This window comes from Achromobacter pulmonis, from assembly GCF_002885955.2.
In the GTDB taxonomy this organism is placed as follows: domain Bacteria; phylum Pseudomonadota; class Gammaproteobacteria; order Burkholderiales; family Burkholderiaceae_B; genus Achromobacter; species Achromobacter pulmonis_A.
In genome coordinates this window covers 486,385-511,905 of record NZ_POQS01000001.1, presented here as the reverse complement: position 1 = coordinate 511,905, position 25,521 = coordinate 486,385, and the positions used below count along the sequence as shown (strand labels likewise).

At 70.1% G+C, this 25,521-nt stretch carries 26 protein-coding genes; 12 read left to right on the top strand and 14 right to left on the bottom strand.

The annotated features are described in order from the left end of the window. Positions 1-86: 86 nt before the first annotated feature. Entirely contained in the window at positions 87-1,196 is a 1,110-nt protein-coding gene (locus C1I89_RS02375; protein WP_102771197.1) for a DUF748 domain-containing protein, read from the top strand. Here the strand turns inward: C1I89_RS02375 and C1I89_RS02370 are convergent. The 4 genes from C1I89_RS02370 to C1I89_RS02355 all read right to left on the bottom strand — a co-directional run bounded on the left by C1I89_RS02370 (position 1,193) and on the right by C1I89_RS02355 (position 4,922). After that, positions 1,193-2,170: a lysylphosphatidylglycerol synthase domain-containing protein gene (locus C1I89_RS02370; protein ID WP_102771196.1), complete on the bottom strand. Its 978-nt coding sequence runs from the start codon at positions 2,168-2,170 to the stop codon at positions 1,193-1,195. The genes C1I89_RS02375 and C1I89_RS02370 overlap by 4 nt on opposite strands. Further along, positions 2,167-3,360: a cardiolipin synthase ClsB gene (gene clsB, locus C1I89_RS02365; RefSeq protein ID WP_102771195.1), complete on the bottom strand. Its 1,194-nt coding sequence runs from the start codon at positions 3,358-3,360 to the stop codon at positions 2,167-2,169. Before clsB ends, C1I89_RS02370 begins: the two co-directional genes overlap by 4 nt. After that, positions 3,357-4,124: an endonuclease/exonuclease/phosphatase family protein gene (locus C1I89_RS02360; RefSeq protein ID WP_102771194.1), complete on the bottom strand. Its 768-nt coding sequence runs from the start codon at positions 4,122-4,124 to the stop codon at positions 3,357-3,359. Before C1I89_RS02360 ends, clsB begins: the two co-directional genes overlap by 4 nt. 84 nt (positions 4,125-4,208) lie before the next feature. Beyond that, on the bottom strand, positions 4,209-4,922 hold the full coding sequence (locus C1I89_RS02355; protein WP_102771828.1) for an MgtC/SapB family protein: 714 nt from the start codon (positions 4,920-4,922) through the stop codon (positions 4,209-4,211). A gap of 370 nt (positions 4,923-5,292) precedes the next feature. On the opposite strand from C1I89_RS02355, the gene C1I89_RS02350 reads away from it, so the two are divergent. The 3 genes from C1I89_RS02350 to C1I89_RS02340 all read left to right on the top strand — a co-directional run bounded on the left by C1I89_RS02350 (position 5,293) and on the right by C1I89_RS02340 (position 9,690). Further along, entirely contained in the window at positions 5,293-6,867 is a 1,575-nt protein-coding gene (locus C1I89_RS02350; protein ID WP_102771193.1) for a TerC family protein, read from the top strand. Between the two features lie 160 nt (positions 6,868-7,027). After that, positions 7,028-8,002: a SphA family protein gene (locus C1I89_RS02345; RefSeq protein ID WP_102771192.1), complete on the top strand. Its 975-nt coding sequence runs from the start codon at positions 7,028-7,030 to the stop codon at positions 8,000-8,002. 77 nt (positions 8,003-8,079) lie between these two features. After that, on the top strand, positions 8,080-9,690 hold the full coding sequence (locus tag C1I89_RS02340) for an arylsulfatase (RefSeq protein WP_102771191.1): 1,611 nt from the start codon (positions 8,080-8,082) through the stop codon (positions 9,688-9,690). Between the two features lie 11 nt (positions 9,691-9,701). Here the strand turns inward: C1I89_RS02340 and C1I89_RS02335 are convergent, their stop codons facing one another. From C1I89_RS02335 to C1I89_RS02325, 3 genes are all read right to left on the bottom strand, one after another. Further along, positions 9,702-10,142, bottom strand: a complete 441-nt coding sequence (locus tag C1I89_RS02335) for a hypothetical protein (RefSeq protein WP_102771190.1) — start codon at positions 10,140-10,142, stop codon at positions 9,702-9,704. Positions 10,143-10,296: 154 nt separating this feature from the next. After that, entirely contained in the window at positions 10,297-10,920 is a 624-nt protein-coding gene (locus C1I89_RS02330; protein WP_102771189.1) for an FMN-dependent NADH-azoreductase, read from the bottom strand. Next, a complete protein-coding gene (locus C1I89_RS02325) occupies positions 10,917-11,384 on the bottom strand; it encodes a GNAT family N-acetyltransferase (protein ID WP_102771188.1) in 468 nt (155 codons plus the stop codon). The genes C1I89_RS02330 and C1I89_RS02325 overlap by 4 nt, the downstream gene beginning before the upstream one ends. A gap of 65 nt (positions 11,385-11,449) precedes the next feature. Here C1I89_RS02325 and pdxR point away from each other — a divergent pair, with 65 nt between their 5' ends. Continuing rightward, entirely contained in the window at positions 11,450-12,853 is a 1,404-nt protein-coding gene (gene pdxR, locus C1I89_RS02320; RefSeq protein WP_102771187.1) for a MocR-like pyridoxine biosynthesis transcription factor PdxR, read from the top strand. Position 12,854: 1 nt separating this feature from the next. Here pdxR and C1I89_RS02315 read toward each other — a convergent pair whose 3' ends face one another. After that, positions 12,855-13,334, bottom strand: a complete 480-nt coding sequence (locus C1I89_RS02315) for a carboxymuconolactone decarboxylase family protein (protein ID WP_102771186.1) — start codon at positions 13,332-13,334, stop codon at positions 12,855-12,857. 199 nt (positions 13,335-13,533) lie between these two features. Between C1I89_RS02315 and chrA the strand changes: the two genes are divergently transcribed. Further along, on the top strand, positions 13,534-14,790 hold the full coding sequence (chrA, locus tag C1I89_RS02310; protein ID WP_102771827.1) for a chromate efflux transporter: 1,257 nt from the start codon (positions 13,534-13,536) through the stop codon (positions 14,788-14,790). Here chrA and C1I89_RS02305 read toward each other — a convergent pair. Further along, positions 14,715-15,566, bottom strand: coding sequence for an enoyl-CoA hydratase (locus tag C1I89_RS02305; RefSeq protein WP_258231311.1), 852 nt, complete (start codon positions 15,564-15,566; stop codon positions 14,715-14,717). The two genes, chrA and C1I89_RS02305, sit on opposite strands and share 76 nt — an antisense overlap. Positions 15,567-15,632: 66 nt before the next feature. Continuing rightward, the gene (locus C1I89_RS02300; RefSeq protein WP_102771185.1) at positions 15,633-16,832 is read right to left on the bottom strand and encodes a multidrug effflux MFS transporter; all 1,200 of its coding nucleotides are present in this window, start codon (positions 16,830-16,832) and stop codon (positions 15,633-15,635) included. Between the two features lie 70 nt (positions 16,833-16,902). On the opposite strand from C1I89_RS02300, the gene C1I89_RS02295 reads away from it, so the two are divergent. Beyond that, positions 16,903-17,244 carry a SelT/SelW/SelH family protein gene (locus C1I89_RS02295; protein ID WP_102771184.1) on the top strand — a complete coding sequence of 114 codons (342 nt, stop codon included), beginning with the start codon at positions 16,903-16,905 and terminating at the stop codon, positions 17,242-17,244. 15 nt (positions 17,245-17,259) lie between these two features. Here the strand turns inward: C1I89_RS02295 and C1I89_RS02290 are convergent, their stop codons facing one another. Further along, positions 17,260-17,772 (bottom strand): GFA family protein, encoded by a 513-nt coding sequence (locus C1I89_RS02290; RefSeq protein WP_102771183.1) that lies wholly within the window; start codon positions 17,770-17,772, stop codon positions 17,260-17,262. A gap of 353 nt (positions 17,773-18,125) precedes the next feature. Here C1I89_RS02290 and C1I89_RS34380 point away from each other — a divergent pair, with 353 nt between their 5' ends. Both C1I89_RS34380 and C1I89_RS02285 read left to right on the top strand, forming a co-directional pair. Further along, the gene (locus C1I89_RS34380) at positions 18,126-18,278 is read left to right on the top strand and encodes a hypothetical protein (protein WP_181390870.1); all 153 of its coding nucleotides are present in this window, start codon (positions 18,126-18,128) and stop codon (positions 18,276-18,278) included. Between the two features lie 191 nt (positions 18,279-18,469). Beyond that, positions 18,470-19,204 (top strand): transferase, encoded by a 735-nt coding sequence (locus C1I89_RS02285; RefSeq protein WP_102771182.1) that lies wholly within the window; start codon positions 18,470-18,472, stop codon positions 19,202-19,204. A gap of 8 nt (positions 19,205-19,212) precedes the next feature. On the opposite strand, the gene C1I89_RS02280 is transcribed toward C1I89_RS02285, so the two are convergent. Continuing rightward, on the bottom strand, positions 19,213-20,709 hold the full coding sequence (locus tag C1I89_RS02280; protein ID WP_308810263.1) for a sensor domain-containing diguanylate cyclase: 1,497 nt from the start codon (positions 20,707-20,709) through the stop codon (positions 19,213-19,215). 96 nt (positions 20,710-20,805) lie between these two features. Then, entirely contained in the window at positions 20,806-21,903 is a 1,098-nt protein-coding gene (locus C1I89_RS02275) for a site-specific integrase (RefSeq protein ID WP_258231310.1), read from the bottom strand. A gap of 98 nt (positions 21,904-22,001) precedes the next feature. On the opposite strand from C1I89_RS02275, the gene C1I89_RS02270 reads away from it, so the two are divergent. Then, entirely contained in the window at positions 22,002-23,024 is a 1,023-nt protein-coding gene (locus C1I89_RS02270; protein ID WP_102771179.1) for a DNA-binding protein, read from the top strand. 24 nt (positions 23,025-23,048) lie between these two features. Here the strand turns inward: C1I89_RS02270 and C1I89_RS02265 are convergent, their stop codons facing one another. Continuing rightward, positions 23,049-23,243 (bottom strand): hypothetical protein, encoded by a 195-nt coding sequence (locus C1I89_RS02265; RefSeq protein ID WP_102771178.1) that lies wholly within the window; start codon positions 23,241-23,243, stop codon positions 23,049-23,051. A 204-nt stretch (positions 23,244-23,447) separates the two neighbouring features. On the opposite strand from C1I89_RS02265, the gene ydiK reads away from it, so the two are divergent. Next, positions 23,448-24,542, top strand: coding sequence for an AI-2E family transporter YdiK (ydiK, locus tag C1I89_RS02260; RefSeq protein ID WP_246842375.1), 1,095 nt, complete (start codon positions 23,448-23,450; stop codon positions 24,540-24,542). Between the two features lie 61 nt (positions 24,543-24,603). Next, positions 24,604-25,437, top strand: a complete 834-nt coding sequence (locus C1I89_RS02255; protein ID WP_102771174.1) for an RNA pseudouridine synthase — start codon at positions 24,604-24,606, stop codon at positions 25,435-25,437. The last annotated feature ends 84 nt before the right edge of the window (positions 25,438-25,521 follow it).

The window sequence follows — 25,521 nt, the reverse complement described above, 5'->3', positions numbered from 1 at the left end:
GAGGATGCACAGGTTGTGCCGGGTGCGGGGCCGCGCGCGAGCGAGGCCCCACGGCCCGGTTCCTTTCCTTGTTTCGGGAACGCACGATGAGCACGAACGCAGTCGCGCCGAGCGGCCGGTCACCGTGGGGCAACGCCCTGGCGGTGCTGGTGCTGTTTGCGGCGGTGGCTGCGGTGCTGGCGTTCGCGGCGCTGCGCATCGCGCAGCAGCGCATCGCCAATCTGCTGGGGCCGCGCAGCGAAGTGGCCGACGTGGAGGTGGGATACCGCCAGGTGGTGTTGACCGACGTGATCGTGCGCGGCGCGGCCGGCCAGGCCGACGTGCGGGCGCGCCGCGTGGTGCTGGAGCCGGACTGGCCGGCGCTGCTGCGCCATGAAACCGTGTTCACGCGCGTGTCGGTCGAAGGCTTCGACTTCGCGGTGCTGCGCCAGCCGGACGGCAGCCTGCACATCGCGCCGGCCCTGCAGGCGGCGCTGCGCACCGGCGATGCCGGCGACGGCCGCGGGCGGGACCGCCAGCCGATACGGGTGGCCGATCTGCGGCTGCAGGACGGCCGCCTGACTTTCGAAGACGCCGCGATATCGCGCCCGCCGCACCGCATCGCCTTCACCGGCGTGCAGGCGCGGCTGCGCCCGCTGGTCATGCCCGACGACGGCGCGCGCAGCGAAATGGAGTTCAACGGACGGATCGACCAGCAGGGCGGGGCCAACGCCACGGTCAGCGCGCAAGGCTGGCTGGTGGTGGGCGGCACGGACGCCGACATCAAGGTCAGCGTGCGCAACATGGGCGTGCGCCATGCCGCGCCTTACCTGGCCGACAACGGCGCCGGCTCGTTGGCCGCCGGCGCGATGGACCTGGACATGAACACCGTGATCGAACGCCGCCAGTTGCGGGCCGCGGGCACGGTGGCGCTGCGCGGCCTGAAGTTCGGCGGCGAGGGTTCGCTGTTTTCGCTGCCGCGCAAGGCGGTGCTGGCCGCGCTCAAGGACGAGGCCGGCGCGGTGCGCTTCGAGTTCGCGCTGTCGGGCGACCTGGACAGCCCCAGGTTCTCGGTCACGCGCGGCTTCGCCGCCCAGGTGGCGCAAGGCTTCGGGCATGCGATAGGGGTGGGCGCGGAGGGCGCCGCCGAAGGCGTGGCGGGCGCGGTCAAGAGCCTGGGCAACGCCTTGTCGGACCTGCTCGATCCTACTCCCTAGGCCGCCGGCGTGGAGGCGTGCGGCCCGTGTCGCAGCCGCCATTCGGCCAGCCCGAAGGCCAGCAGGGCCAGGCACAGCGGCGCGAAGGCGTAGAGCGCGCGGTACACCAGCGCCGCGCCCAGCACCTCGGGCGCGGGAATCCCCGGCGCCAGCGCCGCGACGAAGATGGCTTCGGTGGTGCCCAGCCCGCCCGGCACCCGGATGAGCACGGCCGCGAAGCTGGTGCACATCAGCACGCCCAGCACCGCCGGATAGCCGACCTTGCCTTGCAGCAGCACGTACATGATGGCGCCCATGATGGCCCACGAGCTTGCCGCCACCAGGCTTTGCGCGACCGCCATGCCCAAGTGCGGCAAGCTGGCATGCTGGCCCATCCAGCTCCAGCTGCGGCGGCGCGCCAGCGCGCAGAAGCCCACGTAGGCGGCGGCCAGCGCCAGCAGCGCCGCGCCCGGCAGGCGCAGCACGTCCGGGCGCAGGCCCCAGCCCTGCGGCAACGGCACCGCGCCCGCCACGAACAGCGCGCCGGCCAGCCAGCCGAAGCCGATCCAGTTGGTCGCGGCCGAGAACAGCGCCACGCGGGTGGCGACCGACTTGCGGCATCCCAGGCGTGCATACAGGCGCAGCCGCGCGCCCAGCCCGCCCAGCAGTACCCCGAGATTGAGGTTCAGCGCATAGCTGGTCATCGCCACGCCCAGCACCTTGGGCCAGGGCAGGGTGTGGCGGGTGTAGCGCTTGGCCAGCAGATCCATGGCGCCGTAGGCCAGGTAGCCGGCGGCCACCAGCGCACAGGCCAGCATGATCGTGCGCTCCGGAATCGCGCGCATCGAAACCCAGACCTGGGGCCAGTCCACGGCGCGGCCGAAGTGGATGAGCAGGGCGGCCACGACCGCCAGCACCAGCGCCGGCAGAATCCGCTTCAGGCGCGGCCAGCGATGGCGCAGCGCCCGCGTCAGGGTGGAGCGGAAGACTCTCATGCCGTCTCTCTTTCCGTGGGCAGGGGCAGGGACTGCAGCCTGGGCTTGTGCGCCGGCAGGCTGCCGGCCCAGGCCGGAAAGCGCCGCAGGAAGTGGAACACCACCACGCCTATCCACAGCCGCCGCAGGCGCCGCCTGGAGCCCACCGACATTTCGATCTGGCGGCAGTCCTGCTCGATCAGCCGCTCCAGGCTGCGGCGCAGCTCGGCGTTGAGCCCGCGGTCGCGCGCCATCACGTTGGCCTCCAGGTTGAGCGCCAGGCTCAGCGGGTCCAGGTTGCTGGACCCCACGGTCGCCCAGTCGCCGTCCACGCAGGCCACTTTGCCGTGCAGCGGCCGCTTGCAGTATTCGTAGATCTCCACGCCGGCGTCGATCAGGTAGTCGTACAGCATGGAGGCGGCCAGCCGCGCGACCAGCACGTCGGGCTCGCCCTGCAGCAGCAGCCTGACCCGCACGCCGCGCCGCGCGGCGTCGGCCAGGTCGTGCAGCAGCTGGTAGCCGGGAAAGAAATAGGCGTTGGCGATCAGCACGTCGTGGCGCGCCGCCCGCACGCCGGCGCGGTAATGGCGCTCGATGTCGTTGCGGTGATCGACGTTGTCGCGCACCACCAGGCGGCCGCCGCCGTCGCCGGCCGGCATCTGCTCCAGGATGGCGGCCCGCCGGCCGCGCCGCCGCGGCCGCTCGCCGCCCAGCTGCGCGCGCGCATAGTCGGCGATATCCGCGGCCAGCGGCCCCTCGACGCGCAAGGCGTAGTCCTGCTTGGCCTGCGGGCCGAAGTCGGGCAGGTGGTCGGCCGAGAAATTGATGCCGCCCACGAAGGCGCAGCGGCGGTCGACGGCAACGATCTTGCGGTGCATGCGCCGGAATACGTTGGTGCGCACGCCCAGCAGCCGCGGGCGCGGGTCGAAGATGTGGACGCGGATGCCGCTGTCGGTCATGCCGCCCAGGAATTCCTCGCTCAGTTCGTCCGAACCGTAGCCGTCGATGGTCAGGTCCACGCTCACGCCGCGGCGCGCCGCGTCGATCAGGGCCTGGCGGATCTCCCGGCCCACGGTGTCGTCGAACAGGATGAAGGTCTCGACCAGCACTTCGCTGCGGGCCTGCGCGATGGCGTCGAGCACCGCGGGGAAATAGCCGGTGCCGTTTTCCAGCAGCGTGTAGCGGTTGTTCCCGCGCCAGCTCAGGTTCATAGGGCGATCTCCGCGCTGATCGGCACGTGGTCGGACAGACGCGACCAGACGCGCGACGCCATGGGCAGCGGCCGCCAGTCGCGCACGCCGCGCACGTAGATGCGGTCCAGCCGCAGCAGCGGCCAGCGCGCCGGAAAGGTGCGCGCCGGCCGGCCCAGCCGCGAGCTGTAGACTTCGCTGGTGCCGCAGTCGCGCATCGGGCCGTCGGCGCGCAGCCGCCAGTCGTTGAAATCGCCGGCGATCAGCAGGGGTTCGGCGGCCGGCACGCCGTCGGCCGCCAGTTCGCACAATTGCGCCAGCTGGCGGCCCCGGTGGCGCTCCAGCAGCCCCAGGTGCACGCAGACCGCGTGCACCGGCGTCGGCGTCCCGGGCACGCGCAGCACGCAGTGCAGCATGCCGCGGCGTTCGTGGCCGCCGACGCTGACGTCGTGGTTTTCATAGCGTTCGATGGGGTAGCGCGACAGCACCGCGTTGCCGTGGTGGCCCGCCGGATAGACCGCGTTGCGACCGTAGGCGTAGTCGGTCCACAGCGTGTCGGCCAGGAACTCGTACTGCGACAGCGCGGGCCAGGAGCGGTGGCGCTCGGCATGGCCCTGGTGTTCGCCCAGCACCTCCTGCAGGAACACGATGTCCGGGCCCGCCGCCCGCAGCGCGTCGCGCAGTTCGTGCAGCATGAAACGGCGGTTGAAACTGGTGAAACCCTTGTGCGTGTTGACGGTCAGCACCGTCAGCGTGGTGGCGTCGATATAGTGCGAGGCGGGCATGCGGGCTCCGGAATGGGCGATCCCCGCCTGCCGAGCAAGCCGCGTGCCCGGAAGGTAAGCGGGCGTAACCCCGCGTCGCCGCGTTTACACCGTCCTGGCCGCCCAGAACGCGGTGCGCACGGCCGGCGAGGCCGCGATGCTGGCGACCACCCGGTCCAGGTCCAGCTCGTCGACCGAGGCTTCGCTGAGCGCGGCCTCGATCTCGACCTCGTCTTCGCCGAACTGGTCGATCTTCAGCTCGGACAGCGGCAGCTGCTCGGCCTCGAGCACGTCTTCCAGCACCATCATGGCGGCCTGGCGCTGCGCCGTGGTGGCGATCAGGTGTATGACGGTAGTCACTTCCGTGGTCTGCGCATCGACCGGCTGGCGGTTGACGTAGCTGACCACCGGGCGCAGCAGGGTGTTGGCGGCCAGCACGAAGACGGTGGCGGCCACCGCCTCCAGCATCAGCGAGGCCCCGGCGCACGCCCCGATCGCCGCCGAGCCCCACAGCGTGGCCGCGGTGTTCAGGCCGCGGATGCTGCCGCCTTCGCGCATGATGGCGCCGGCGCCCAGGAAGCCCACGCCCGACACCACGTAGGAAATCACGCGCGCGCCGCCGTCGTCGCCGCCCACCAGGAAGGCCATGTCCACGAAGATCGCCGCGCCCACCGCGACCAGCACGTTGGTGCGCAGCCCGGCCGTGCGCTGGCGGAACTGGCGCTCGAAACCGACCACCGCGCCCAGCACGAAAGCGGTGAACAGGCTGACCAGGGTATTGGCCAGGGTGAGCAGCTGGATGTTGTCGAAATTCTTCATGGTGTCCTCGGTACGGCGGCGCGCCATGATCGGGCATGCATGCGGTTTGTTTGATGACACCGGGCGATGGGCCAGATTCAGGTAATATTCAGGTTCCAGTAAGAAAGAGAGCAAGGTGGGCGGCAGGCAGTCCCGGCCGTCCGCCATTTATGAACGAAGAGCCTCCCTCTAGGCCGGCGCCGCGCCGGCGCCCGCCCCCTTCCTCCGGCCGCATGCCGCGGCCGTTCCACGATACCCGTCTGGCCCGGTCCCGGGCCGCCACGCCGCGCCTGGGCTGCCGCGCGCCGCCGCGCGCGCGTCCGTTGCGCCATTCCCCTGACGATTCCGGGAGCGCGCTGGCGCGCTCCATCACGCTATACGTGGAACTTCGATGATTTTCGATTGGATGACCGACCCCACCGCCTGGCTGGGCCTCGCGACCCTGGTCGTGCTTGAAATTGTGCTGGGCATCGACAACCTGGTGTTCATCGCCATCCTGGCCGACAAGCTGCCGCCGGCGCAGCGCAACCGCGCCCGCCTGATCGGCCTGACGCTGGCGATGGTGATGCGCCTGGGCCTGCTGGCCAGCATCGCCTGGGTGGTGACGCTGACCGCGCCGCTGTTCACGCTGCTGGGCGCGGAGATTTCCGGGCGCGACCTGATATTGATCCTGGGCGGCCTGTTCCTGCTCTTCAAGGGCACGATGGAACTGCACGAGCGCGTCGAAGGCGGCGCCGCCCACGACGCCGGCCAGCGGCCGCAGCACGCCGTGTTCTGGCAGGTGATCCTGCAGATCGTGGTGCTGGACGCGGTGTTCTCGCTGGACTCGGTGATTACCGCGGTGGGCATGGTGCAGGACCTGAGCATCATGATGATCGCCGTGATCGTGGCGATGGCGGTGATGATGCTGGCCAGCCGTCCGCTGATGGCCTTCGTGGCGCGCCACCCGACGGTGGTGATCCTGTGCCTGGGCCTGTTGCTGATGATCGGCTTCAGCCTGGTGGCCGAAGGGCTGGGCTTTCACGTGCCCAAGGGTTATCTGTACGCCGCCATCGGCTTCTCGATCCTGATCGAGCTGTGCAACCAGCTGGCGCGGCGCAACCGCGCCCGCGGCGCGCATGCGCTGGGCCGGCGCCAGCGCACCGCGCAGGCCGTGCTGCGGCTGCTGCGCGCCAGCCCCGCCGGCCAGGCCGGCGCGCAGGTAGACGAGGTGGTCGCGCTGGTCGACGGCGCGGGCGAGGAGCCGGCCTTCGCGCCCGAGGAGAGCACCATGATCGAACGGGTGCTGTCCATCGGCGCGCGCGACGTGCGTTCCATCATGGTGCCGCGCGGCGACATCACCTGGCTGGACGTGGCCGACACGCCCGAGGACGTGGTCCGCAAGTTCGGCGGCGGCCATTCGCGCCTGCCGCTGTGCGCCGGCGACCCGGCCAACGTGCTGGGCGTGCTGCACTTCAAGGACGTGCTGCCCAGGCTGCAGACCCCCGGCCCGATCGACCTGGTCGAGCTGGCGCGCGAACCGCGCTACGTACTGGAGACCATGCCGGTGCTCAAGGTGCTGGACGAACTGCGCGCCAGCCGCGATCACATGCTGATCGTGGTGGACGAGCACGGCGTCTGCGAGGGGCTGGTCACGCCCATGGACGTGCTGACCGCGGTGGCGGGCGATCTGCCCGAGCACCAGGCCGACCTGTCGGAGTCGCTGCGCCTGTCCGACGGCTCCTGGCTGCTGGACGGCCGGCTGGCGGTGGGCGAGGCCGCGCGCCTGCTGGCGGCGCCGGCGCTGGCCGACGATTACCCGGACGCCACGCTGGCGGGCTGCCTGCTGCGCGCCGCCGGCCGCATTCCCGAGCCGGGCGACACGATCGCCTGGCGCGACTGGCGCTTCGAGGTGACGCGGCGCGACGGCCTGCGCATCGACCAGGTGCGGGCCAGCCGCGGCGATGAGGGCGCCGGCCACGATTGAAATCCGCGCGTCCGGGTAGTTGGAAAAACCGTCGCTCTCGTGCGATTATCTGACCCTGTATTGGGGATTTGACTGGTCTTATCCGCAGCCCGGGCAGCGCGTCCGCCCCAGGCTCAGTTAGTGTCTTTGCTTTTGGTTATCGCTACAGGTGGTACATCGCATGGGCAACACGAGGTCTGGATTCAAGGGCACGGCCGCGCTCTGCGCGGCGCTGGCCGCGCTGGCGACCCCGGGCGCCGCGCACGCCACGGAAGGCGCGCTGGGACGGCAGATCACCGGCACCAATGTCCAGCCCAACGCCGGCATCGTCTCGCCGCAACCCATCTGGGCGGTCAATCTTTCACAGATCTACCTGGACGGCGGCATCGGCGGTAGCCGCGAGGTGCCGGTCGCGGGCCGGACCTCGCTGGGCCTGGACGCCGAAGTCTCGTTCACGCTGGCGACCCTGCTCAAGACCTGGGACACCGGGCCGGGACGCTGGAACTTCGCTTCCAGCATCACCGTGCCCTACGTGTGGAACAAGGTGACCTCCACCCTGGCCGGCGCGGGCGGGCGCAGCGTCAGCCAGGACGACACCGCGTCGAACCTGTTCGACCTGTATTTCTCGCCCATCATCGCCGGCTACCACTTCTCCGAGACCTCGCACCTGGCGCTCAGCCTGAACGTGTGGGCGCCCACCGGCAAGTACAACGCCAACGACATGGCCAACCCCAGCCTCAACAACTGGACCTTCATCCCGCAGGTGGCCTACACGGGGATCTTTCCGGAGTCCGGCTTCCAGATCGACACGGTCGCCGGCTTCCAGTTCTATACGCGCAACAGCGCCACCGATTACCGCAACGCGCCGCTGTTCAGCATGGACGTGATGGGCCGCAAGGTCTTCAGCAACGGCTTCAGCGCCGGCCTGATCCTGGGCACCATCCAGCAGCTGGGCAGCGACAAGGGCCCCACGGCCGACCGGCTCAACGGGTTCAAGGGCAGGGACTGGGCGTTGGGCCCCATCGTGACCTACGACAGAAAGCTGGCTGACCAGCGTTCGCTGTCGCTGTCGCTGCGATGGGTGCCCACGATCAGCAGCACCAACCGCCTGGACAGCACCAGCACGGTCATGGCGACCGCCACGCTGGTGTTCTGAGGCGTAGCGGGCGGGGCGGTTTCCCGCCTGGCGGCACGGCCGGCCGCTGAACTGGCCTGATCTTCCGAGGAAAAGCGATGAATGCAAGAAAGCTGTTGAGTGCGGCGCTTGTCGCCGCGGCAGGCCTCGCGGCCACGGGCGGCGCACAAGCGCAGAGCCAGGACGCGTCGGGCAAGAAGCCGAACATCCTGGTGATCTTCGGCGACGACATCGGGCAGACCAACATCAGCGCCTATGGCGAAGGCGTGGTGGGCTACGAGACGCCCAACATCGACCGTATCGCCAAGGAGGGCGTGAAGTTCACCGATTACTACGGCGAAAACAGCTGCACCGCCGGCCGCTCGTCCTTCATCACCGGGCAATCGCCGCTGCGCACGGGGCTGACCAAGGTCGGCGCGCCGGGCGCCTCGGTCGGCCTGCAGAAAGGCGACATCACCATCGCCGAAGCGCTGAAGGCGCAGGGCTATGTCACGGCGCAGTTCGGCAAGAACCACCTCGGCGACAAGGACGAATACCTGCCGACCCGGCACGGCTTCGACGAGTTTTTCGGCAACCTGTACCACCTGAACGCCGAGGAAGAGCCCGAGCGCCCGTACTGGCCCAAGGATTCCAACGATCCGTTCGTGAAGAACTTCTCGCCGCGCGGGGTGGTCAAGGCCTCGGCCGACGGCAAGGTGGAAGACACCGGGGCGCTGACCAGGAAGCGCATGGAGACCATCGACGACGAGACCGTGGGCGCGGCGCTGGACTACATCGACAAGCACGGCAAGGGCGACAAGCCGTTCTTCGTGTGGATGAACACCACGCGCATGCACGTCTATACCCACGTCCGTCCGGAGAACAAGGGCAAGAGCGGCATGCCGGGCAACGACTATGCCGACGGCATGCTCGAACACGACGAGGACGTGGGCAAGCTGCTGAAAAAGCTCGATGACCTGGGCATCGCCGACAACACCATCGTGGTGTACACCACCGACAACGGCCCCAACCAGTGGAGCTGGCCGGACGCCGCGACCACGCCGTTCCGCAGCGAGAAGGATTCCAACTGGGAAGGCGCTTTCCGGGTGCCGGCTATGGTCCGCTGGCCCGGGAAGATCCCGGCGGGCCAGATCAAGCGCGGCATCGTGTCCGGCATGGACTGGTTCCCGACGCTGCTGGCGGCCGCTGGCGATACGTCCATCAAGGACCGCTTGCTCAAGGGCTGGACGCCGCCTGGAAACCCCACCAACTTCAAGGTGCACCTGGACGGCTACAACCAGCTCGACTACCTGACCGGCAAGTCGGACAAGAGCGCGCGCAACGATTTCTATTACTTCAACGATGACGGCATCCTGGTCAGCATGCGCTACGACGACTGGAAGGTCGTGTTCTGCGAACAGCGCGCGCCGGGCAATCTGAACATCTGGCAGGAACCGTTCGTCTGCCTGCGGGTGCCCAAGGTCTTCAACCTGAGAATGGACCCGTACGAGCGCGCGGACATCACGTCCGACCAATACAACGACTGGCTGGGCAAGAACGCCTACCTGACCGAGATCGGCACGATGAAGGCCACCGCGTTCATGGAAACCTTCGTGACCTATCCGCCGAGCCAGCGGCCCGCCAGCTTCAGCATCGACCAGGTGCAGGAGCGCGTGCACAAGTCCATTGCCGATCATTTCAAGGCGCAGGACAAGAAAGAGGCGAAGTAGGGCCGGCCGCGTCAGCTGCAGACCCGCCGCCACGGCGCGATGCCGCGCGGCGGGCAGTAACCGGGACACGGCGCGGTGATGGACATGCCGCTCTGGCAGCGGCTTTCCGGGGCCTTCTCGCCGGCGGGCATCCAGCCCTGGCAATCGCAGCGCGCCAGGGCGCTGCCGGCGGGCAGCTTGCCGGCAGCCGGGTCCGGTTCCGGAGCCGGGGCGGGGGTGGCCGGCGGCACGGGCAGCGCCTTGACCACCGCGCCGGCTTCGATGCCTTCGATCACGCCGCGCACCTTGGCGTTGGACATGCCGCAGGCGCGCGCGATGGAACGGGTCGAGCGGCCGTCCTCGGCCATGGCCTGGATTTTCTCCTCGCTGCACGCCGCCTCGGCGCTCGGCGCCGCCCAGCCGTTCAAGGCCAGGACGGCGGCCGCGCACAACACCGCTCGATGCAAAATCATGGTCCGCTCCTGCACGTAAGCCCCGCCATCCTTAGGTGGAGAGCGTGTTGCAAAAAGCGTAGTGCCCACCATTCGGCAGTGTCAATGCGCCGCGCATGGCCCCCGCTTGCGGCGGTAGCCGCAAGCATGAGAGGGGGTATCCCTAAGGTTGAGGCTAGGCCGCGATGGCGCGCGCCTCGAACGGATGCGCCGCGATCGCCGCCTCGGCGCGGCCGCGCGCCGCCTCGAGTTCCACCGGGCTGCGCACCGATCCCTGCACCGAGAAAAACGTCACGTCCGTCAGGCCGATGGTGCCCAGCACATAGCGCAGATAGGGCGTGAGGAAGTCCTGCTGGCGCCGCGGATCGCTGCTGGAGAAGTCGCCGCCCGACGCGATCGCCACGTACACCGGCCGCCCGGGCAGGCTGCCGACCTTGCCCTCGGGCGTGATGCTGAAGGTATGGCGCACCCGCACCACGTGGTCGATCCAGGCCTTCAGCGAGGACGGCACCGTGAAGTTGTGCATGGGCGTGGCGATCACGATGTGGCTGGCCTCGCGCAACAGGCGTATCTGTTCGGCCGAGCGCCTGAGCGCGCCGCGCTCCAGCGCGGGGCCGCCGGGGTCCTGGCGCGCGCTGAGCGCGGCGGCATAGTCCGGGTCCACGTGCGGCAGGGTATTGGCGTCGACGTCGACGATGGCCGGGGCCGCGCCGGCGATGCGCTCGACGATGCGCTGCGACAGGCGGTAGCTTTCGGAGGCGCGGCCGCGCGGGCTGCAGATAATGCGCAGAATGCTCATGGGGCGGGGGTCTCCACGGGTACGTGCAGGGATTTGCCGAAACGGATGGCGCTGGTCAAAAGGCCCTGGCGGAAATAGAAACGCTGGGCCAGCGCGTTGCCCAGGCCGGTATCGAGCACCAGCCGGGCGCAGCCGGCGCCGCGGGCGAGTTCGTCCAGCGCCTGCAGCAGCCGCGCGCCGTGGCGGCCGCCGCGCAGCGCGGGCGAGACGACCAGGTCGTCCACGTACAGAAAACGGCCGTACACCAGGTTTTCCTGGAAGCGATAGCCGGCCAGCGCCACGGCCTGGCCGTCGCGCATGACGGCCAGCAGCCGGTAGCGTTCGTGGCGCATGCGGGCGACGCGTTCCAGAAAGTCTTCGGCATCGTCCAGGTGGGGCCGCAGCTCGCGCATCAGCGGCAGGCAGGCGCGCACCTCGTCGGGCGTTTCGAGGTGGCGCAGGGGGAGGTCGGGATCAGGTGTCATGGCTGCCATGGTAGGCGGCGCATGCCATAATTCCCAGGGCCATATTTTGATTTTTGGACTATGCCATGAGTCGTGCATCTCCCCAGGACCGCGAGGCCGGCCCCCTGTACCGGCAGGTCTACGAGCGTTTTCGCGGCGCGATCGCCCAGGGCACGCTCAAGCCGGGCGACCGCATTCCGTCGGCGCGTTCGCTGGCCAAGGAGATGGGCGTGGCGCGCGGCACGGTGGAGGTGGCGTATTCGCTGCTGGCCTCCGAGGGTTATATCCAGGCGCGCGGCCAGGCGGGCACGGTGGTCTCGCCCGATCTGCAGCCGCAGGCCGGCGCGCCGGCGCCGCCCGCGCCCGAGCCGCCGGCGCACGACGTGCCGGCCTGGCCGCGCTGGTCCGGCATCCTGCCGTTCCAGATGGGGCTGCCGGCGCTGGACGCCTTTCCGCGCAAGCTGTGGGCGCGACTGGGGGCCAGGCAGCTGCGCGGGCTGCAGGCCACGGAACTGGCCTATCCGCCCAGCAGCGGCCTGCCGGCCTTGCGCGCCGCCACCGCCGCCTATCTGCAGGTGGCGCGCGGCATCCATTGCCAGCCTGCGCAGGTGTTCATCACGTCCGGCTACAACCACACGCTGCGCCTGGTGCTGCAGGCCCTGTTCGAACCGGGCGACGAAGTCTGGATGGAAGATCCCGGCTATCCGCCGACGCGGCTGCTGCTGGAGCAGGCGCGGCTGCGCCCGGCGCCGGTGCCGGTGGATCAGGACGGCCTGATGGTCGATGCCGGCATCGAACGCGCGCCGGGCGCGCGCGGCGCGGTCGTGACGCCCGCGCACCAAAGCCCCCTGTGCATGTCGCTGTCGCTGCCGCGCCGCCAGGCGCTGCTGGACTGGGCGCAGCGCAGCGGCGCGTGGATCGTGGAGGACGATTACGACGGCGAATACCGTTACGTGGGCCGGCCCTTGCCGGCCTTGAAAAGCCTGGACGGGCAGGGCCGCGTGCTGTACGCGGGCACCTTCAGCAAAGTGCTGTTTCCGGGGCTCAGGCTGGCTTATCTGGTGGTGCCCGAAACCTTGAGCGCGCGTTTCGAGCAGTTGTGCTGGCTGGGCGGCGGCGCGCCGGGCCTGACTCAGGCCATCCTGGCGGCATTCATGGCCGAAGGCCATTTCGGCCGCCATATCCAGCGCATGCGCAGGCTGTACGCGCAGCGCCGCGAGGCCGCGGCCGCCGGGCTGGCCGAGGCGCTGGGCACGCGCCTGCGGATCGAGCCGCAACCGGGCGGCATGCACATGGTGGCGCGCCTGCGGGCCGGCCAGGGGGACCGGCGCCTGGCGCAGCGCATGGTCGAGCAAGGCCTCTTCGCCGAAGCCGTGTCGCGCTGGTATGCCGCAGCGGGCGGGCAGCCGGGGCTGCTGCTCAGCTTCACCAACATCGCGTCGGCGGCGCAGGCCCGCGAACTCGGCCTGCGCATCCGCGCGTTGATGTGAGTTAATTCAGCCCGGCCTTGTCCAGGCCATAGGCCGCGTCGGCCGAGCCGGGCGCCGTGCGAAACGCCACGTTCAGGCGGTTCCAGCCGTTGATGCCGACGATCAGCAGCGTCAGTTCCGACAATTCGGCCTCGTTGAACTCGGCGCGCGCGGCGCGGTAGGCTTCGTCGGACACGCCGGTCGGCGCCAGCGTGGTCACGGCCTCGGTCCAGGCCAGCGCGGCGCGCTCGCGCGCCGAGAACAGAGTGGATTCGCGCCAGATCGCGACGTGGTGCAGCCGCAGTTCGCGTTCGCCTTCGATCCTGGCCTGCTTGACGTGCATGTCCAGGCAGAAGCCGCAGCCGTTGATCTGCGAGGCGCGGATATCGACCAGATGGCCGAATTCCCGGACCACCGCCGACTTCTTGAGCGCGGTGCTGAATTCCAGGTATTTCTTCGAAAGTTCGGGCGTGGTCTCGAAGTAATTCAATCGCTGAGTCATATTGCTTCCTGTCGATGTCTCGGGAGAAATCCAGAGCCCGTAGCATGCGGCCGGCGCGCCCGGCGCAGAAGTGCCATGAACGGTATTTCGCTATGGGCCATATTCGGGCGGGCGCCGGTTGAATCCGCGGCGGCGCCCGGCTATAAGCTTGAAGCGAGGGCAGGATACTCATGCCCCGTAGCCGATGAAGCCCCGTCCCATGCCGCAGCCGCCTTCCCACGACGAACACGTCGCCAGTCAGTCCACCGCGCCCGCCCGCGTCCAGCCCGGTCCGGGTTCCGTCTTCGAGGTATTCCTGGTTTTCCTGCGCCTGGGCCTGACCTCTTTCGGCGGACCGGTGGCGCACCTGGCGTACTTCCATGCCGAATTCGTGGAGCGCCGCCGCTGGCTGGACGAATACGCCTATTCCGATCTGGTGGCGCTGTGCCAGTTCCTGCCCGGGCCGGCCAGCAGCCAGGTCGGCATGGCCATCGGCCTGAAGCGCGCCGGCTGGGCCGGCATGCTGGCCGCGTGGGTGGCGTTCACGCTGCCCACGGCCGTAGCGCTGGGGCTGTTCGCGGCGGGGCTGGCGCAGTTCGGCTGGCTGTCCGGATCGGCCGCCATCCACGGCCTGAAAGTCGCGGCGGTCGCCGTCATCGCGCAGGCGATATGGGGCATGGGCCGCTCGCTCTGTCCCGACCGCACGCGCGCCGCGCTGGCGGTGGCGGCCGCGCTCGTCACGCTGGCCGTGCCCGGCGCGCTGGGGCAGGTGGCCGCCATCCTGCTGGGCGCCGTCATCGGCGCGGCCACGCTGCAAGTGCCGGCGCGCCCGGCGCTGGCGGTCGAACGCCAGGCCGTGTCGCGCCGCGTCGGCTACGCCGCGCTGGCCCTGTTCGTGCTGTTGCTGGCCGCCTTGCCGGCCTGGGCGGCGTTGACCGGCCAGCCGCTGGCGCGCCAGCTCGATGGCTTCTACCGCGCCGGCGCCCTGGTGTTCGGCGGCGGGCACGTGGTGCTGCCCCTGCTGGAATCGGCCGCGGTCGGCGGCGGCATGGTGTCCGACGCCGAGTTCCTGGCCGGCTATGGCGCGGCCCAGGCCATGCCGGGGCCGCTGTTCGGTTTCGCCGGCTTCCTGGGCGCGATGTCGCCGGGGCCGCTGTCGGGCTGGGCCGGCGCGCTGGCCATGCTGGTCGCCATCTTCCTGCCCGGGGCGCTTCTGGTGGCGGCCGCGCTGCCTTTCTGGGAAAGCCTGCGGCTGCGGCCCGGCGTGCGCAACCTGATCGCGGGCGTCAACGCCAGCGTGGTCGGCATCCTGCTGTCGGCCCTGTACGATCCGGTCTGGGCCAGCGCCATCCGCGGGCGCACCGACTTCGCGCTGGCGCTGCTGCTGTTCGCGCTGCTGGTCTACGCCCGATGGTCGCCGGTCTGGGTGGTGCTGATCGCCGCCGCGGGCGGCTGGGCGCTGGGCTGGCTGGGCTGAACGTCCTGCCAGCGCGGCGCCCGTTTCTGCAGGAAAGCGTCGATGCCTTCGCAGGCGTCGGCCTCCATCATGTTGCGGGCCATCACGTCGCCGGCATAATCGTACGCGTCGGCCAGCGCCATCTGCCGCTGCTTGTAGAACATGCGCTTGCCGTAGCGGATGGCGGTGGGGCTCTTGGCCAGGATGTCGTTCACCAGGGCCTGCACGCGCGCGTCCAGTTCCGCTTCGGGCACGGCGTCGTTGATCAGGCCCCAGTCGCGCGCCTGCGCCGCGTCGATGAAGCGGGCGGTCACCAGCATCTCGAAGGCGCGCTTGGCCGACACGTTGCGGCTGAGCGCCACCGCCGGCGTCGAGCAGAACAGCCCCACGTTGATGCCCGACACCGCGAACGTGGCGCTATCTGCCGCCACCGCCAGGTCGCAGCTGGCCACCAGCTGGCAGCCGGCCGCCGTGGCGACGCCGCGCACCTTGGCGATGACGGGCACGGGCAGGGCCTGCAGTCCCTGCATGACGCTGCCGCACTTCCTGAACAGCTCGCGGTAATAGTCCAGGGACGGCTGGCTGCGCATCTCGCGCAGGTCGTGGCCGGCGCAGAACGCCCGGCCGGCGGATTCCAGCACCACGCAGCGCGCGTCGGCGTCGCGGGCCAGGGCGTCGATCTGCGCCTGCAACGCGGCCAGCATGGCTTCGGACAGCGCGTTGAACTGGCCCGGGCGGTTCAGCCGCAGGGTCACCACGCCGCCTTCGTCCGTGCGCTCGAGAATCGGGCTCTCCATGTCTCCTCCAGGTTGTGATTTCCCGGAAGATACTAAGCCCTGCGTGGTGGAAAGAAAACCGGCGGCTCAGCCGGCCGCGAGGCGGCGCGCCATGCCGCCCGACAGCAACAGCAGCGGCGCCACGATGGCCGCGCCGATCGAGGCCATGGCGGCCTGCGGCGGCATGCCGCTGTCGACCAGCAGCGTGGCGATGAGGGCCGAGCCGCTCATCTGGAACAGGCCGTAGACCGCGGCCGCGGTGCCGGCGCGTTCGGCGAAGGGTTCGAGCGCCAGGCTCAGGCCCGAGCCCAGCGCCAGCGAAAAGCCCACGGTCAGCACCGCGACCGGCAGCATGAAGGCCCAGGCCGACAGCGGCAGCCACAGCCAGGCCGCCAGATGCATGGCCGCGGCCGCGAGCAGCGCGGCCATGCCGACCCGCACCATGGCGTGGCGGCCGAAGCGCGCGATAAAGGCCGGCGCCAGGAAGAACGCGCCGATATTGATGGCCGCGTTGCCGCCGAACCAGGCCGAGAATCCCAGTTCGGAATAGCCCAGTTCCTGCACCAGCACCACGGGCGCGGCCGACACGAACACCAGGATCATGGCCATGCCGGCCATGCCGAACGCCGCGAAGTACAGAAAGCGGCCGCTGGCCACGATGGGCGCGTAGCGCCGCAGGCTGTAGAGCGGGCCTTGCGGCCGGCCGGGCGCGGCCCGCGTCTCTTCGAACCGCAGCGCCAGCAGCGCCGCCAGCCCCAGCGCGAACAGCACCATGAACGCGAACGTGCTGCGCCAGCCCGCATGCACCGCCAGCGCGCCGCCCACCAGCGGCGCCAGCGCGGGCACGGTGCACAACGCCCCGTTCAGATAGCTGTAGACGCGCGCGCCCACCGCGGGGCTGAAGCAGTCGCGCACCGCCGCGAAGGCCACCAGCGAGGCCGAGCACGCGCCCAGCCCCTGGATCACGCGGGCCGCGTAGAACACTTCCAGCGAGCCGGCCGCCACCCCCAGCGCCGATCCCAGCAGATAGGCGAGCACCCCGCCTACCGCCACCGGGCGGCGGCCGTAGCGGTCGGCCAGCGGGCCGATCAGTACCTGGCCCACGCCCACGGCGAAGATGAACAGCGTGATGCTGGCCTGCAGCGCGGTGACGGGCCGGCCGAAATCCTGCGCCATGGCCGGCAGGGAAGGGAGGTAGATGTCGATGCCCATCGGCGTGAGCGTGACCAGCCCCATCAGGAGGCCGATCAGCCAGCGTTGGCCACGGGGAGATAATGCAGACTTCATGGACAGGCTCGGGGTTCGTTGCGAACCCGGGAAAACCCGATATTATCCATGAACGAAGGAGAATCGCCTCATGAACGCGCCCGCCCTGCGACCCCGTATCGTGATCCTCTATTGCACCCAGTGCCAGTGGCTGCTGCGCGCGGCCTGGATGGCCCAGGAGCTGCTGTCCACCTTCTCGACCGACCTGGGCGAGGTGGTGCTGCAGCCGGGCACGGGCGGGATTTTCCAGGTCACCTACAACGGCGACCTGATCTGGGACCGCAAGAGCGACGGCGGATTTCCCGAAGCCAAGATCCTCAAGCAGCGCGTGCGCGACCGGCTCGACCCGGGCCGTCCGCTGGGCCATATCGACGGCCACGAGCGCGACGACGGCGCGGCCGCCGCCATTGCCCGCAAGCAGCCCGACGCCTGACGCCGGACCCCGCGTTCACGCCTTGGGCGTCCACGGCCGCCGCCGACTGGCGGCCAGCGCCGCTTCTAGACGCCGTTTGCTGGCCTCGGGCCAGCAGGCTTCCTGGTCGTAGAACTCGTCGGCCGCCGGCACGTCCTCGGGCAGGCGCAGCCAGGGCTGCCTGGAGCGCACGAAACAATGCGCGCCCGGCGGAAAGTCGGCGGGGCGGTCCAGGGTGCCCGCGTAGATCAGGGCCACCGCCTCGCCGAACGCCGGGTGGTGGCTCCACAGATAGCCGGCGCAGGCGGCGCAGCGCACCACCACCGCCGTTTCGCCGTCGTCGGCCGTCTTGCCGGCCGGGTAGCGGCGTAGCTCGCCGCTCAACCGCGTGACGCGGTCGGTCTCGATGGGTGCGTTCATGCCGAAGGCGCTGCCCGAGTGGCGCTGGCATACGGTGCAGTGGCAGCAATGCACGAACATGGGCGGGCTGGCCAGGCGGTAGCGGACCGCGCCGCAGTCGCAGCCGCCTTCGATGGGAGCGTCGGACATCGCGGATCTCCAGGAGCAGGAATCGACGCGGCCAGTGTATCGGCGCGTCACGGGCGAGGGCAGTGGCAATCGCGACAAGGTAGCGGGGCGATTGCGCCAGGGGCTTCTATTTCGCGCAAAATGATGCTAAAATTCTTTATCTGGCAGCCAACGAACAATATCAACAACGAACATCAACAACGCAAGCCAGAACTTTCCAGCGATGGCCGGGCGCGTTCCGGCCGTTGCTTCGCCAGCGCCGCCCGCCTAGCATGCGCCCGCATCCCGCCAGGGAGCCGCATCCCGGGCGCGCTTGAATCCTGCGTATCGCGCTTGTGCCGGGCAAGCCATACGCCCTGAACAGGAGAACGCCCATGTCTCATCAACTGGCCAGCAAGAAGTCGCGCTTCGAGATTCCGCCGCTGAACTGGAAGGCGCCCGAGACCAAGCAGGACACCAACGCCAAGACCGCCGCGGCCAAGGCCGACGCCCACCAGGACCGCGAGGCCTCGCGCTCGACGGCCTAAGCCCCAAGCCTGTGTCGGCCGGCCCGTCCGGGCCGGCCCTCTCCACGTATCCGCCTGCGATGGCGCGCCGCGCCGCCGCAGGCGGTGCTGCATTCACGCACCGCAGTTCCCGCCGTTGCGGCCCACGCGCCGCGCGGCGGCCTGCGCCTGCGCCGCCGTTGGCGCGACTTTTCCGATAGCGAGCACCCGGTATGCCTGAAAGCCCCTCCAGCCGCCCGATGGTCAGGCCCTTCATCTATGTCACGCCGACCTCGCGTTCCCTGATGTTCTCGCGCGGAGAGATACAGAGCCGCATGTGGACCGGCGATCCCTACGCGCTGAACCTGGAGTACACGCGCCTGATGATGGGGTTTCTGCTGCTCAATCCCGAGCCGCGCCGCATCGCCATGGTGGGCCTGGGCGGCGGGTCGCTCGCGAAGTTCTGCTACCGCTATCTGCCGTCGGCGCGCATCGACGTCTACGAGATCAATCCGCAGGTCATCGCGTTGCGCGATTCGTTCCTGGTGCCCGACGACGACGAGCGTTTCACGGTGCTGCAAGGCGACGGCGCCGAGCTGATCCGGAACTACCGGGACGAGTATGACGCCGTGCTGGTCGACGGTTTCCAGATCGGCGGCATCGCGCCGCAACTGGCGAGCGCGGACTTTTACGAAGCGTGCTGGCGCGCCCTGGCCGCCGAAGGGCTGATGGTATGCAACTTCCATGCGTCGGACTTCAATACCCAACGCTATCTGGGCCGCATCCGGCAGCGCTTTGCCGGATCGGTGGTGGAGGTCAGCGACACCTCGCTGGCGCATCGGATCGTGTTCGCCTGCAAGGGCGGCCGCCTCAAGCGCCGCACCCGCTTGCCCGCGCACAAGCCCGAGGCCATGAGCGCCGAGCTGTGGACGCGCATCGCGCCCGGGTTGTGGCCCGTCGTGGACTGAAAGGCAGGTCAGGGCACGTGCGTCACCACGCGGTTGCGGCCCTGCTGCTTGGCGTCGTACAGCGCCTCGTCGGCCTCGCGGAACGCCGCGCCCACGTCCGCGCCGCCCCCCGGCCATTGCGCCACGCCGGCGGAAATCGTGATGGCGCCCACGCCGGGCAGCTGCTGCGCTTGCACGCGCCGGCGCAGGCGCTCGGCCACGTTGCCGGCTTCGCGGGCGCCGGCGGCGGGGAGGAGCATCAGGAACTCCTCGCCGCCGTTGCGACAGAGCACGTCCGACGGGCGTGAACCGTCGCGCATCAATTGCGCCAGGCTGCGGATCACTTCATCGCCCACCGCGTGGCCGTGGGTATCGTTGACCCGCTTGAAGTGGTCGATGTCCAGCGCCACCACGGCGAACGGCGCCTCGGCCGCCTGCAGCCGCTGCACGGCGGCCTGCAGCCCGCGCCGGTTGTACAGGCTGGTCAGCGGATCGGTGATGCTGGCCTGGTTGAGCTTGCCGATTTCGTCCTGCAGGTTGGTGAAGCTCCGGATCACCGCGAGCTTGAGCCGGCGCGCCTCGAAATACCAGGGGCGCACCGAACGCACGCGCTGCATCGCCACCGCCATGTCCTGGTGTTCCACATTGGTGGCCAGCTGCGACAGCGGCTGCGAGATCTTGCGCGCGCACCACCAGATGGCCAGCAGGAACAGCAGCGCGAACGGCGTGGCGTAGCCGACCAGAATCCAGATCAGCCGGTCCAGCGGCTCCAGCGTCGCCCCGGTGGGCCGCTGCGCGATCACGCCCCAGCCGCTGGCGGGCACGCTGGCGTAGCCGGCCAGCATGTCCACGCCCTGCGTATTGACCAGGCGCTGCGCGCCTGCCTGTCCGCGCATCACGGCGGCCACCACCGGATTGCGGCTGACGTTGTCGCCCACGCGGCCGGGGTCCTCGTGGTAGAGCAGCCGGCCCTCGGCGTCGACCACGTAGAGATAGGAGCCGTCCTGGTACGGATGCCTGCCCAGCAGCGTGTGCAGCGCGCCTTCGTCGCTCAGATAGATGGTGCCCGCGATGTAGCCCAGGTAGCGGCCGTTCTCGGCCAGGATGGGATGGGAGACGGTGAGCAGCAGCACGCCGGTCAGCGAGACGTACGGCTTGCTGATGAGCGGCTGGCGCGCCTGCAGCGCGGCGCGGCTGCCGGGCGTGTCGACCCGCACGCCCAGGTATCCGCGCAGGGTCTGCGAGGTGGCCAGCAGGGTGCCGTCGGCCCGGACGATCGCCACCGTATTGAAGCTGTCGTCCTGTTCCTGCAGTCGCATGGCCTCGGCCGCGAGCAGGTCCGGCGCGTCGATGCGCGCGGCCAGGTGGCGGGCGCTGTATTCCAGCCGGCGCTGGGCCGACTTCAGGAACACGCCCGTGCTTTCCGCCAGCTTGGCGGCGTAGACGCGGTTGGCTTCCAGCGTATTGGCGATGAGCTGTTCGCGCTGGACGCGGTAGCTGGCATAAAGCGCATTCACGGTGGACACGAGCGCGCTGAATATGGTGAGCGCAAGCACGAGCCCGCGTAGGTGGATTCGCATGAGGGGGAGGGCCGGGTCGAGGCAGGGGAGCTGCCCGGAATTCTACCGTGGGCCGTCCTCGGGCTCGTCCAGCAGCCGCGCGGCCGGCGACCGGGCGGCCGAGCCGGCGCGGAAATAGCCCATGACCGTGGCCACGCTGCTGTGGCCGGTCAGCGCCATGGTGTCGCCCAGCGGCACGTTCTGCCGGCCCGCCTCGGTCACGAAGCCCGAGCGCAGGCTGTGCGCCGAGAAGTCGCCCTCAAGTCCGGCCAGCCGGCAGCGCTGCTGCACGATGTCGCGCAGCGCCGCGGGCGCCAGCGGCTCGCCCAGCACGCCGCCGCGGCGCACGCGGCGAAACAGCGGGCCCGCGGTGATGCCGCTCATACGCAGCCAGTCGTCCAGCGCGCGCGCCGCCGGGCCGACGATGGGCTTCTGGTCGTCGGCGCGCCGCGCGCCGGACTGGTTGGTCTTGGATTGCGCCAGGGTGTAGAGGAAACCGTCGGCCGTGCGCCGGGTGTTCTCGACCGTGGCGCGCGCGACCTCGGAACGGCGCCGCCCGCCGCTGGCCCAGGCGAACAGCAGCAGGGCGCGGTCGCGCACCCCGCGCAGGGAATCGTCGCAAGTCGCCAGCAGCGCCTGCAGCGGCTCGCGCGTCAGCGCCGCCTTGCGGGCGGGCGCCGCGCCGCGGCCGGCATAGGCGCGGCGGGTCCGCGCCAGCAATTCGCGCACGCGCGCGGCGCGGCAGGGGTTGGGATGGCCGTGCAGCTCGTGGGCCTTGGACAGCACCGCCAGGCGCTGCAGCAGCGTATTGAGGCTGGGCGGGCCGAGCCGGCTCTTGGCCTTCAGGCGCACCAGCTCGCGGTCCAGCGCCGCCGGCAGCTCCCATTTCAGGCCTTGCGGGGTGTCGCGCTGCGCGTGGTCGACCACGAACTGGATGACCGCGGCCTCGGGCAGGGGCAGGGCGAAGGGCTGGCCGTAGCGCAGCCCGTACCAGGCCGTCCAGTAACGGATCGCGGCGCGGTAGGCGGCCGCGGTGTTGGCCGAACTGCCTTCGCGCATCAGCTCGCGCATGGCGGCGTGGGCCTGGGCGTCCAGCGCGGCGGGATTCAGGATTGGCAGGGCGGTTTTTGGGATCAGCGGCGGCATTTTATTAAAATACATACATATACTGTATGATATCTAACATATTCTATAGATTACTCGCGATAAGGTTCACTTATCGAGGGTAATTATCCCGAAAATCTGACGGAAAACCAGCCATGGCCACCGGAATTACTGAGACCGACGTCTGGAGCGCCGCCGACGCCCTGTTGCTGGAAGGCGCGCGGCCCACCATCGAACGCGTGCGCCAGAAGATCGGGCGCGGGTCGCCCAATACCGTCAGCCCGTATCTGGAGACCTGGTTCCGCGCCCTGGGCGCGCGCATCAAGGACCCCGGCGCCTTCGCCGCCGCGCCGGCGGTGCCCGACCCGGTGGCCCAGGCCGCCGCGCATTTCTGGGAAGCCGCCCAGGCCGAAGCCCGCGCGCAGCAGGCCCAGGCCTATCGTGAACGCTGGGAAGAACTGGCGCAGGAGGGCGGCCGGCTGGCGGCCGACGCCGAGCAACTGCAGCGGCGCGAGGCCGGCCTGGCCCAGCGCGAGCGCGACCTGCAGGAAGCGCTGCGCGTGGCCACCTCGCAACTGGCGGCGGCCGAAGACCGGCTGCTGGCGGCCGAAGAGCAGTTGCGCCTGCGCGACGACAGGCTGGCACAGCTGCAGCAGGAACTGGCCGAATCGCGCGCGGCCGCCCAGGCCTTGCTGGCCGATGCCGACCAGTCCCGCAGCCGCCACGCGCAGGCGCTGGAAGCGCTGCAATCCCGCCACTCGGCGCATGAACGCCGCTGGCTCAATGAACTGGACGCCGAACGCGGCGCGGTCAAGCGCCTGCAGGCCCGGCTGGATGACGCCCAGGCCGCCGCGCAACAGCAGCAGGCGCGGTCGGACAAGGCCCTGGCCGATGAACAGGCGCAGCGGCGCCAGGCGGAGCAGGGCGCGCAAGCCGCGCGCGACGAGGCGCAGGAGCAACGCCAGCGCCTCGAGGCCGATCTGGCCGCGGTGCGCGCCGACGCGGCGCTGGCGCGCGAACGCGAACGCGCGTTGCAGGCCGCGCTGGCCGCCGCCACCGCCCGGGCCGACGACAGCGCCGAACAGCTCAAGGCCAAGGACGCGCAACTGGGCGAGATGGCGCGCCACCTTGTGGCGCTGAGCGCGGGCGCTCCGCCCGCCGACGGCTCGCGCCCCTGACGCCGCGGCGGGCCGGGCGTAACGTCAATGGCCCGGATACACGCCCTGGAACGGCTCGTTGTTGGGCTCGCCGAAGCTGGACGAGTGGTAGTTGGCCGGATTGGCCGCCGTCGAGCCGGACGGGCGCGACGAAGTGGAGCTGTAGGAACTGGTTCCGGTGCCCGAGCAGCCGGCCAGCATGACGGCCAGCACCAAGCCGGCGGTGGTCAGGGTCCTCATGGCGTACCTCGCTAAAGATGGCCGCCGCAAGCGCGGCAGGCCCGGCGTTGCCGGCAAGTCGCGTGCCCGCCTTCGGCCCTGTCCCCGAACCGGGGAATTTCGGATACATTGCAGCGAAACGCTATGGCGCGAGGCACCCGGGCGGGCGCCACACGGCCGCCATGCGCAACCATCCAGGGCCGCGGGCCCTGTCAGGAGCCGCCGGTGCAGCCACGTCAACCGGTCGATATCGCCCGTGTCCTGCTCGTCATCGCCATACTTGCCGGGCTGACGATAGGCAGTCTTTACATCCTGCGGCCGTTTTTGCCGGGCCTGGTCTGGGCCACCACCATTGTCGTGGCGACCTGGCCGGTGCTGCTGGCGATCCAGCGCCGCTGCGGCGGACGCCGCTGGATCGCCACCATCGTCATGCTGTTGCTGCTGCTGTTCGTGATCGTGCTGCCGCTGTACCAGGTGATCGCCACCCTGGCGCTGCATGGCGGCGCCATCATGGCGGCCATCAAGAGCCTGCCGGACTATGCGCTGCTGGCGCCGCCGGCGTGGGTGGGCAGCATTCCGCTGGCCGGCCCGCGCATCGCCCACGAATGGCAGGCGCTGTCGGATGCCGGCGCGGGCGGGCTGCTGGCCCGGCTGGAACCGTATCTCACCATCGCCGCGCGCTGGCTGCTCGGCCATGCCGCCATCGTCGGCGTGTTCGCCATGCACATGCTGATCACGGTCGTGATCGCCGGCATTCTGTACAGCCGCGGCGACGTGGCCGCCCAGTTCGTGCTGCGCTTTTTCAACCGGCTGGCCGGGCAGCGCGGCATGTCCGCCGTCAGGCTGGCCGCGCTGGCGATCCGCGCCGTGGCGCTGGGCATCGTGGTGACGGCGGTGGTGCAGTCGGTGCTGGGCGGCATCGGCCTGTGGATCGCCGGCGTGCCGGCCGCCGGCATCCTGACCGCGCTGATGGTCATGCTGTGCCTGGCCCAGCTGGGCCCGTTTTTGCCCATGCTGGGCGGCGTGGTGTGGCTGTTCCAGAACGACATGAAGCTGGCCGCCGGCATTCTGCTGGCCTGGGCGCTGGTGGTGGCCATGCTGGACAACCTGCTGCGGCCCATGCTGATCAAGCGCGGCGTGAACCTGTCGCTGCTGCTGATACTGGCCGGCGTGCTGGGCGGGATGTTCGCCTTCGGCATCGTGGGCCTGTTCATCGGCCCGGTCATCCTGGCCGTGACGCAGACGCTGCTGCACGCCTGGGTCGACGAAACGCCCGCGCCGCAGGCCGTGCAAGCGCCCGGGTCCGGGCCAAGGGCGTAACATTCGCCTCTCGACGCGGGCGTGCGCGCCCGCGGTTTCAGTCACGCCATCCGCCAGTTCCATGTCGAAGCCTCCCCACACGCGCGCCGCCGGCACGCTGACTCTTCCACGCCGCGCCGCGGCGTCCAGAAACGCCCCCCGCAATACCGCCCGCCAGGACAGCAAGCCGGCCGACGGCAGCGAGCGCCTGGCCAAGCGCGTGGCCGCGCTACAGCAGTGCTCGCGCGGCGACGCCGAACGCTATATCGAGGGCGGCTGGGTCGCGGTGGACGGCAAGACCGTGGAAGAGCCGGGCTTCCGGGTCGCCCCGCAACAGGCTGTCGCGCTGCTGCCCGGCGCCCGGCTGGAACCCGCGCAGCCCGTCACCATCCTGCTGCACAAGCCCGCCGGCCTGTACGCCAACGACGAACCCGGCTCGGCGCGCGACCTGATCCTGCCCGAGAACCTGATGCCCGGCGACCGCTCCGGCCTGCGCTTCCTCAAGCGCATGCTCAATGGCCTGAAGCTGGCCACGCCGCTGGAGCGCGCCGCCAGCGGGCTGCTGGTCTATACGCAGGAGTATCCGGTGATGCGCAAGCTGGTCGAAGACGCGCGCCACGTCGAGCACGAGTACATCGCCGAGGTCGCGGGCGCGCTGGGCGAGGGCGATCTGGCGCGGCTTCAGCGCGGCCTGGCCTGGCAGGGCCGTCCGGCCACGCCCATGAAGGTCAGCTGGCAGAACGAAACCCATCTGCGCTTCGCCTTGAAGACGCCGGCGCCGGGATTCATCGAGTACGTCTGCGACACGGCCGGCCTGCGGCTGCTGGCGCTGCGCCGCATCCGCATCGGCCGCCTGCCCATGGCGGGGCTGGCGCCGGGGCTGTGGCGCTACCGACTGGGCTATGAGCGGTTCTGATCAAAGGAAGGACATGAGCAGCAAAGCAGCAAACCACGGCCAGCCGTCCCCGCGCCGCAGTTTTCTCATCCAGGCGGGGGCCCT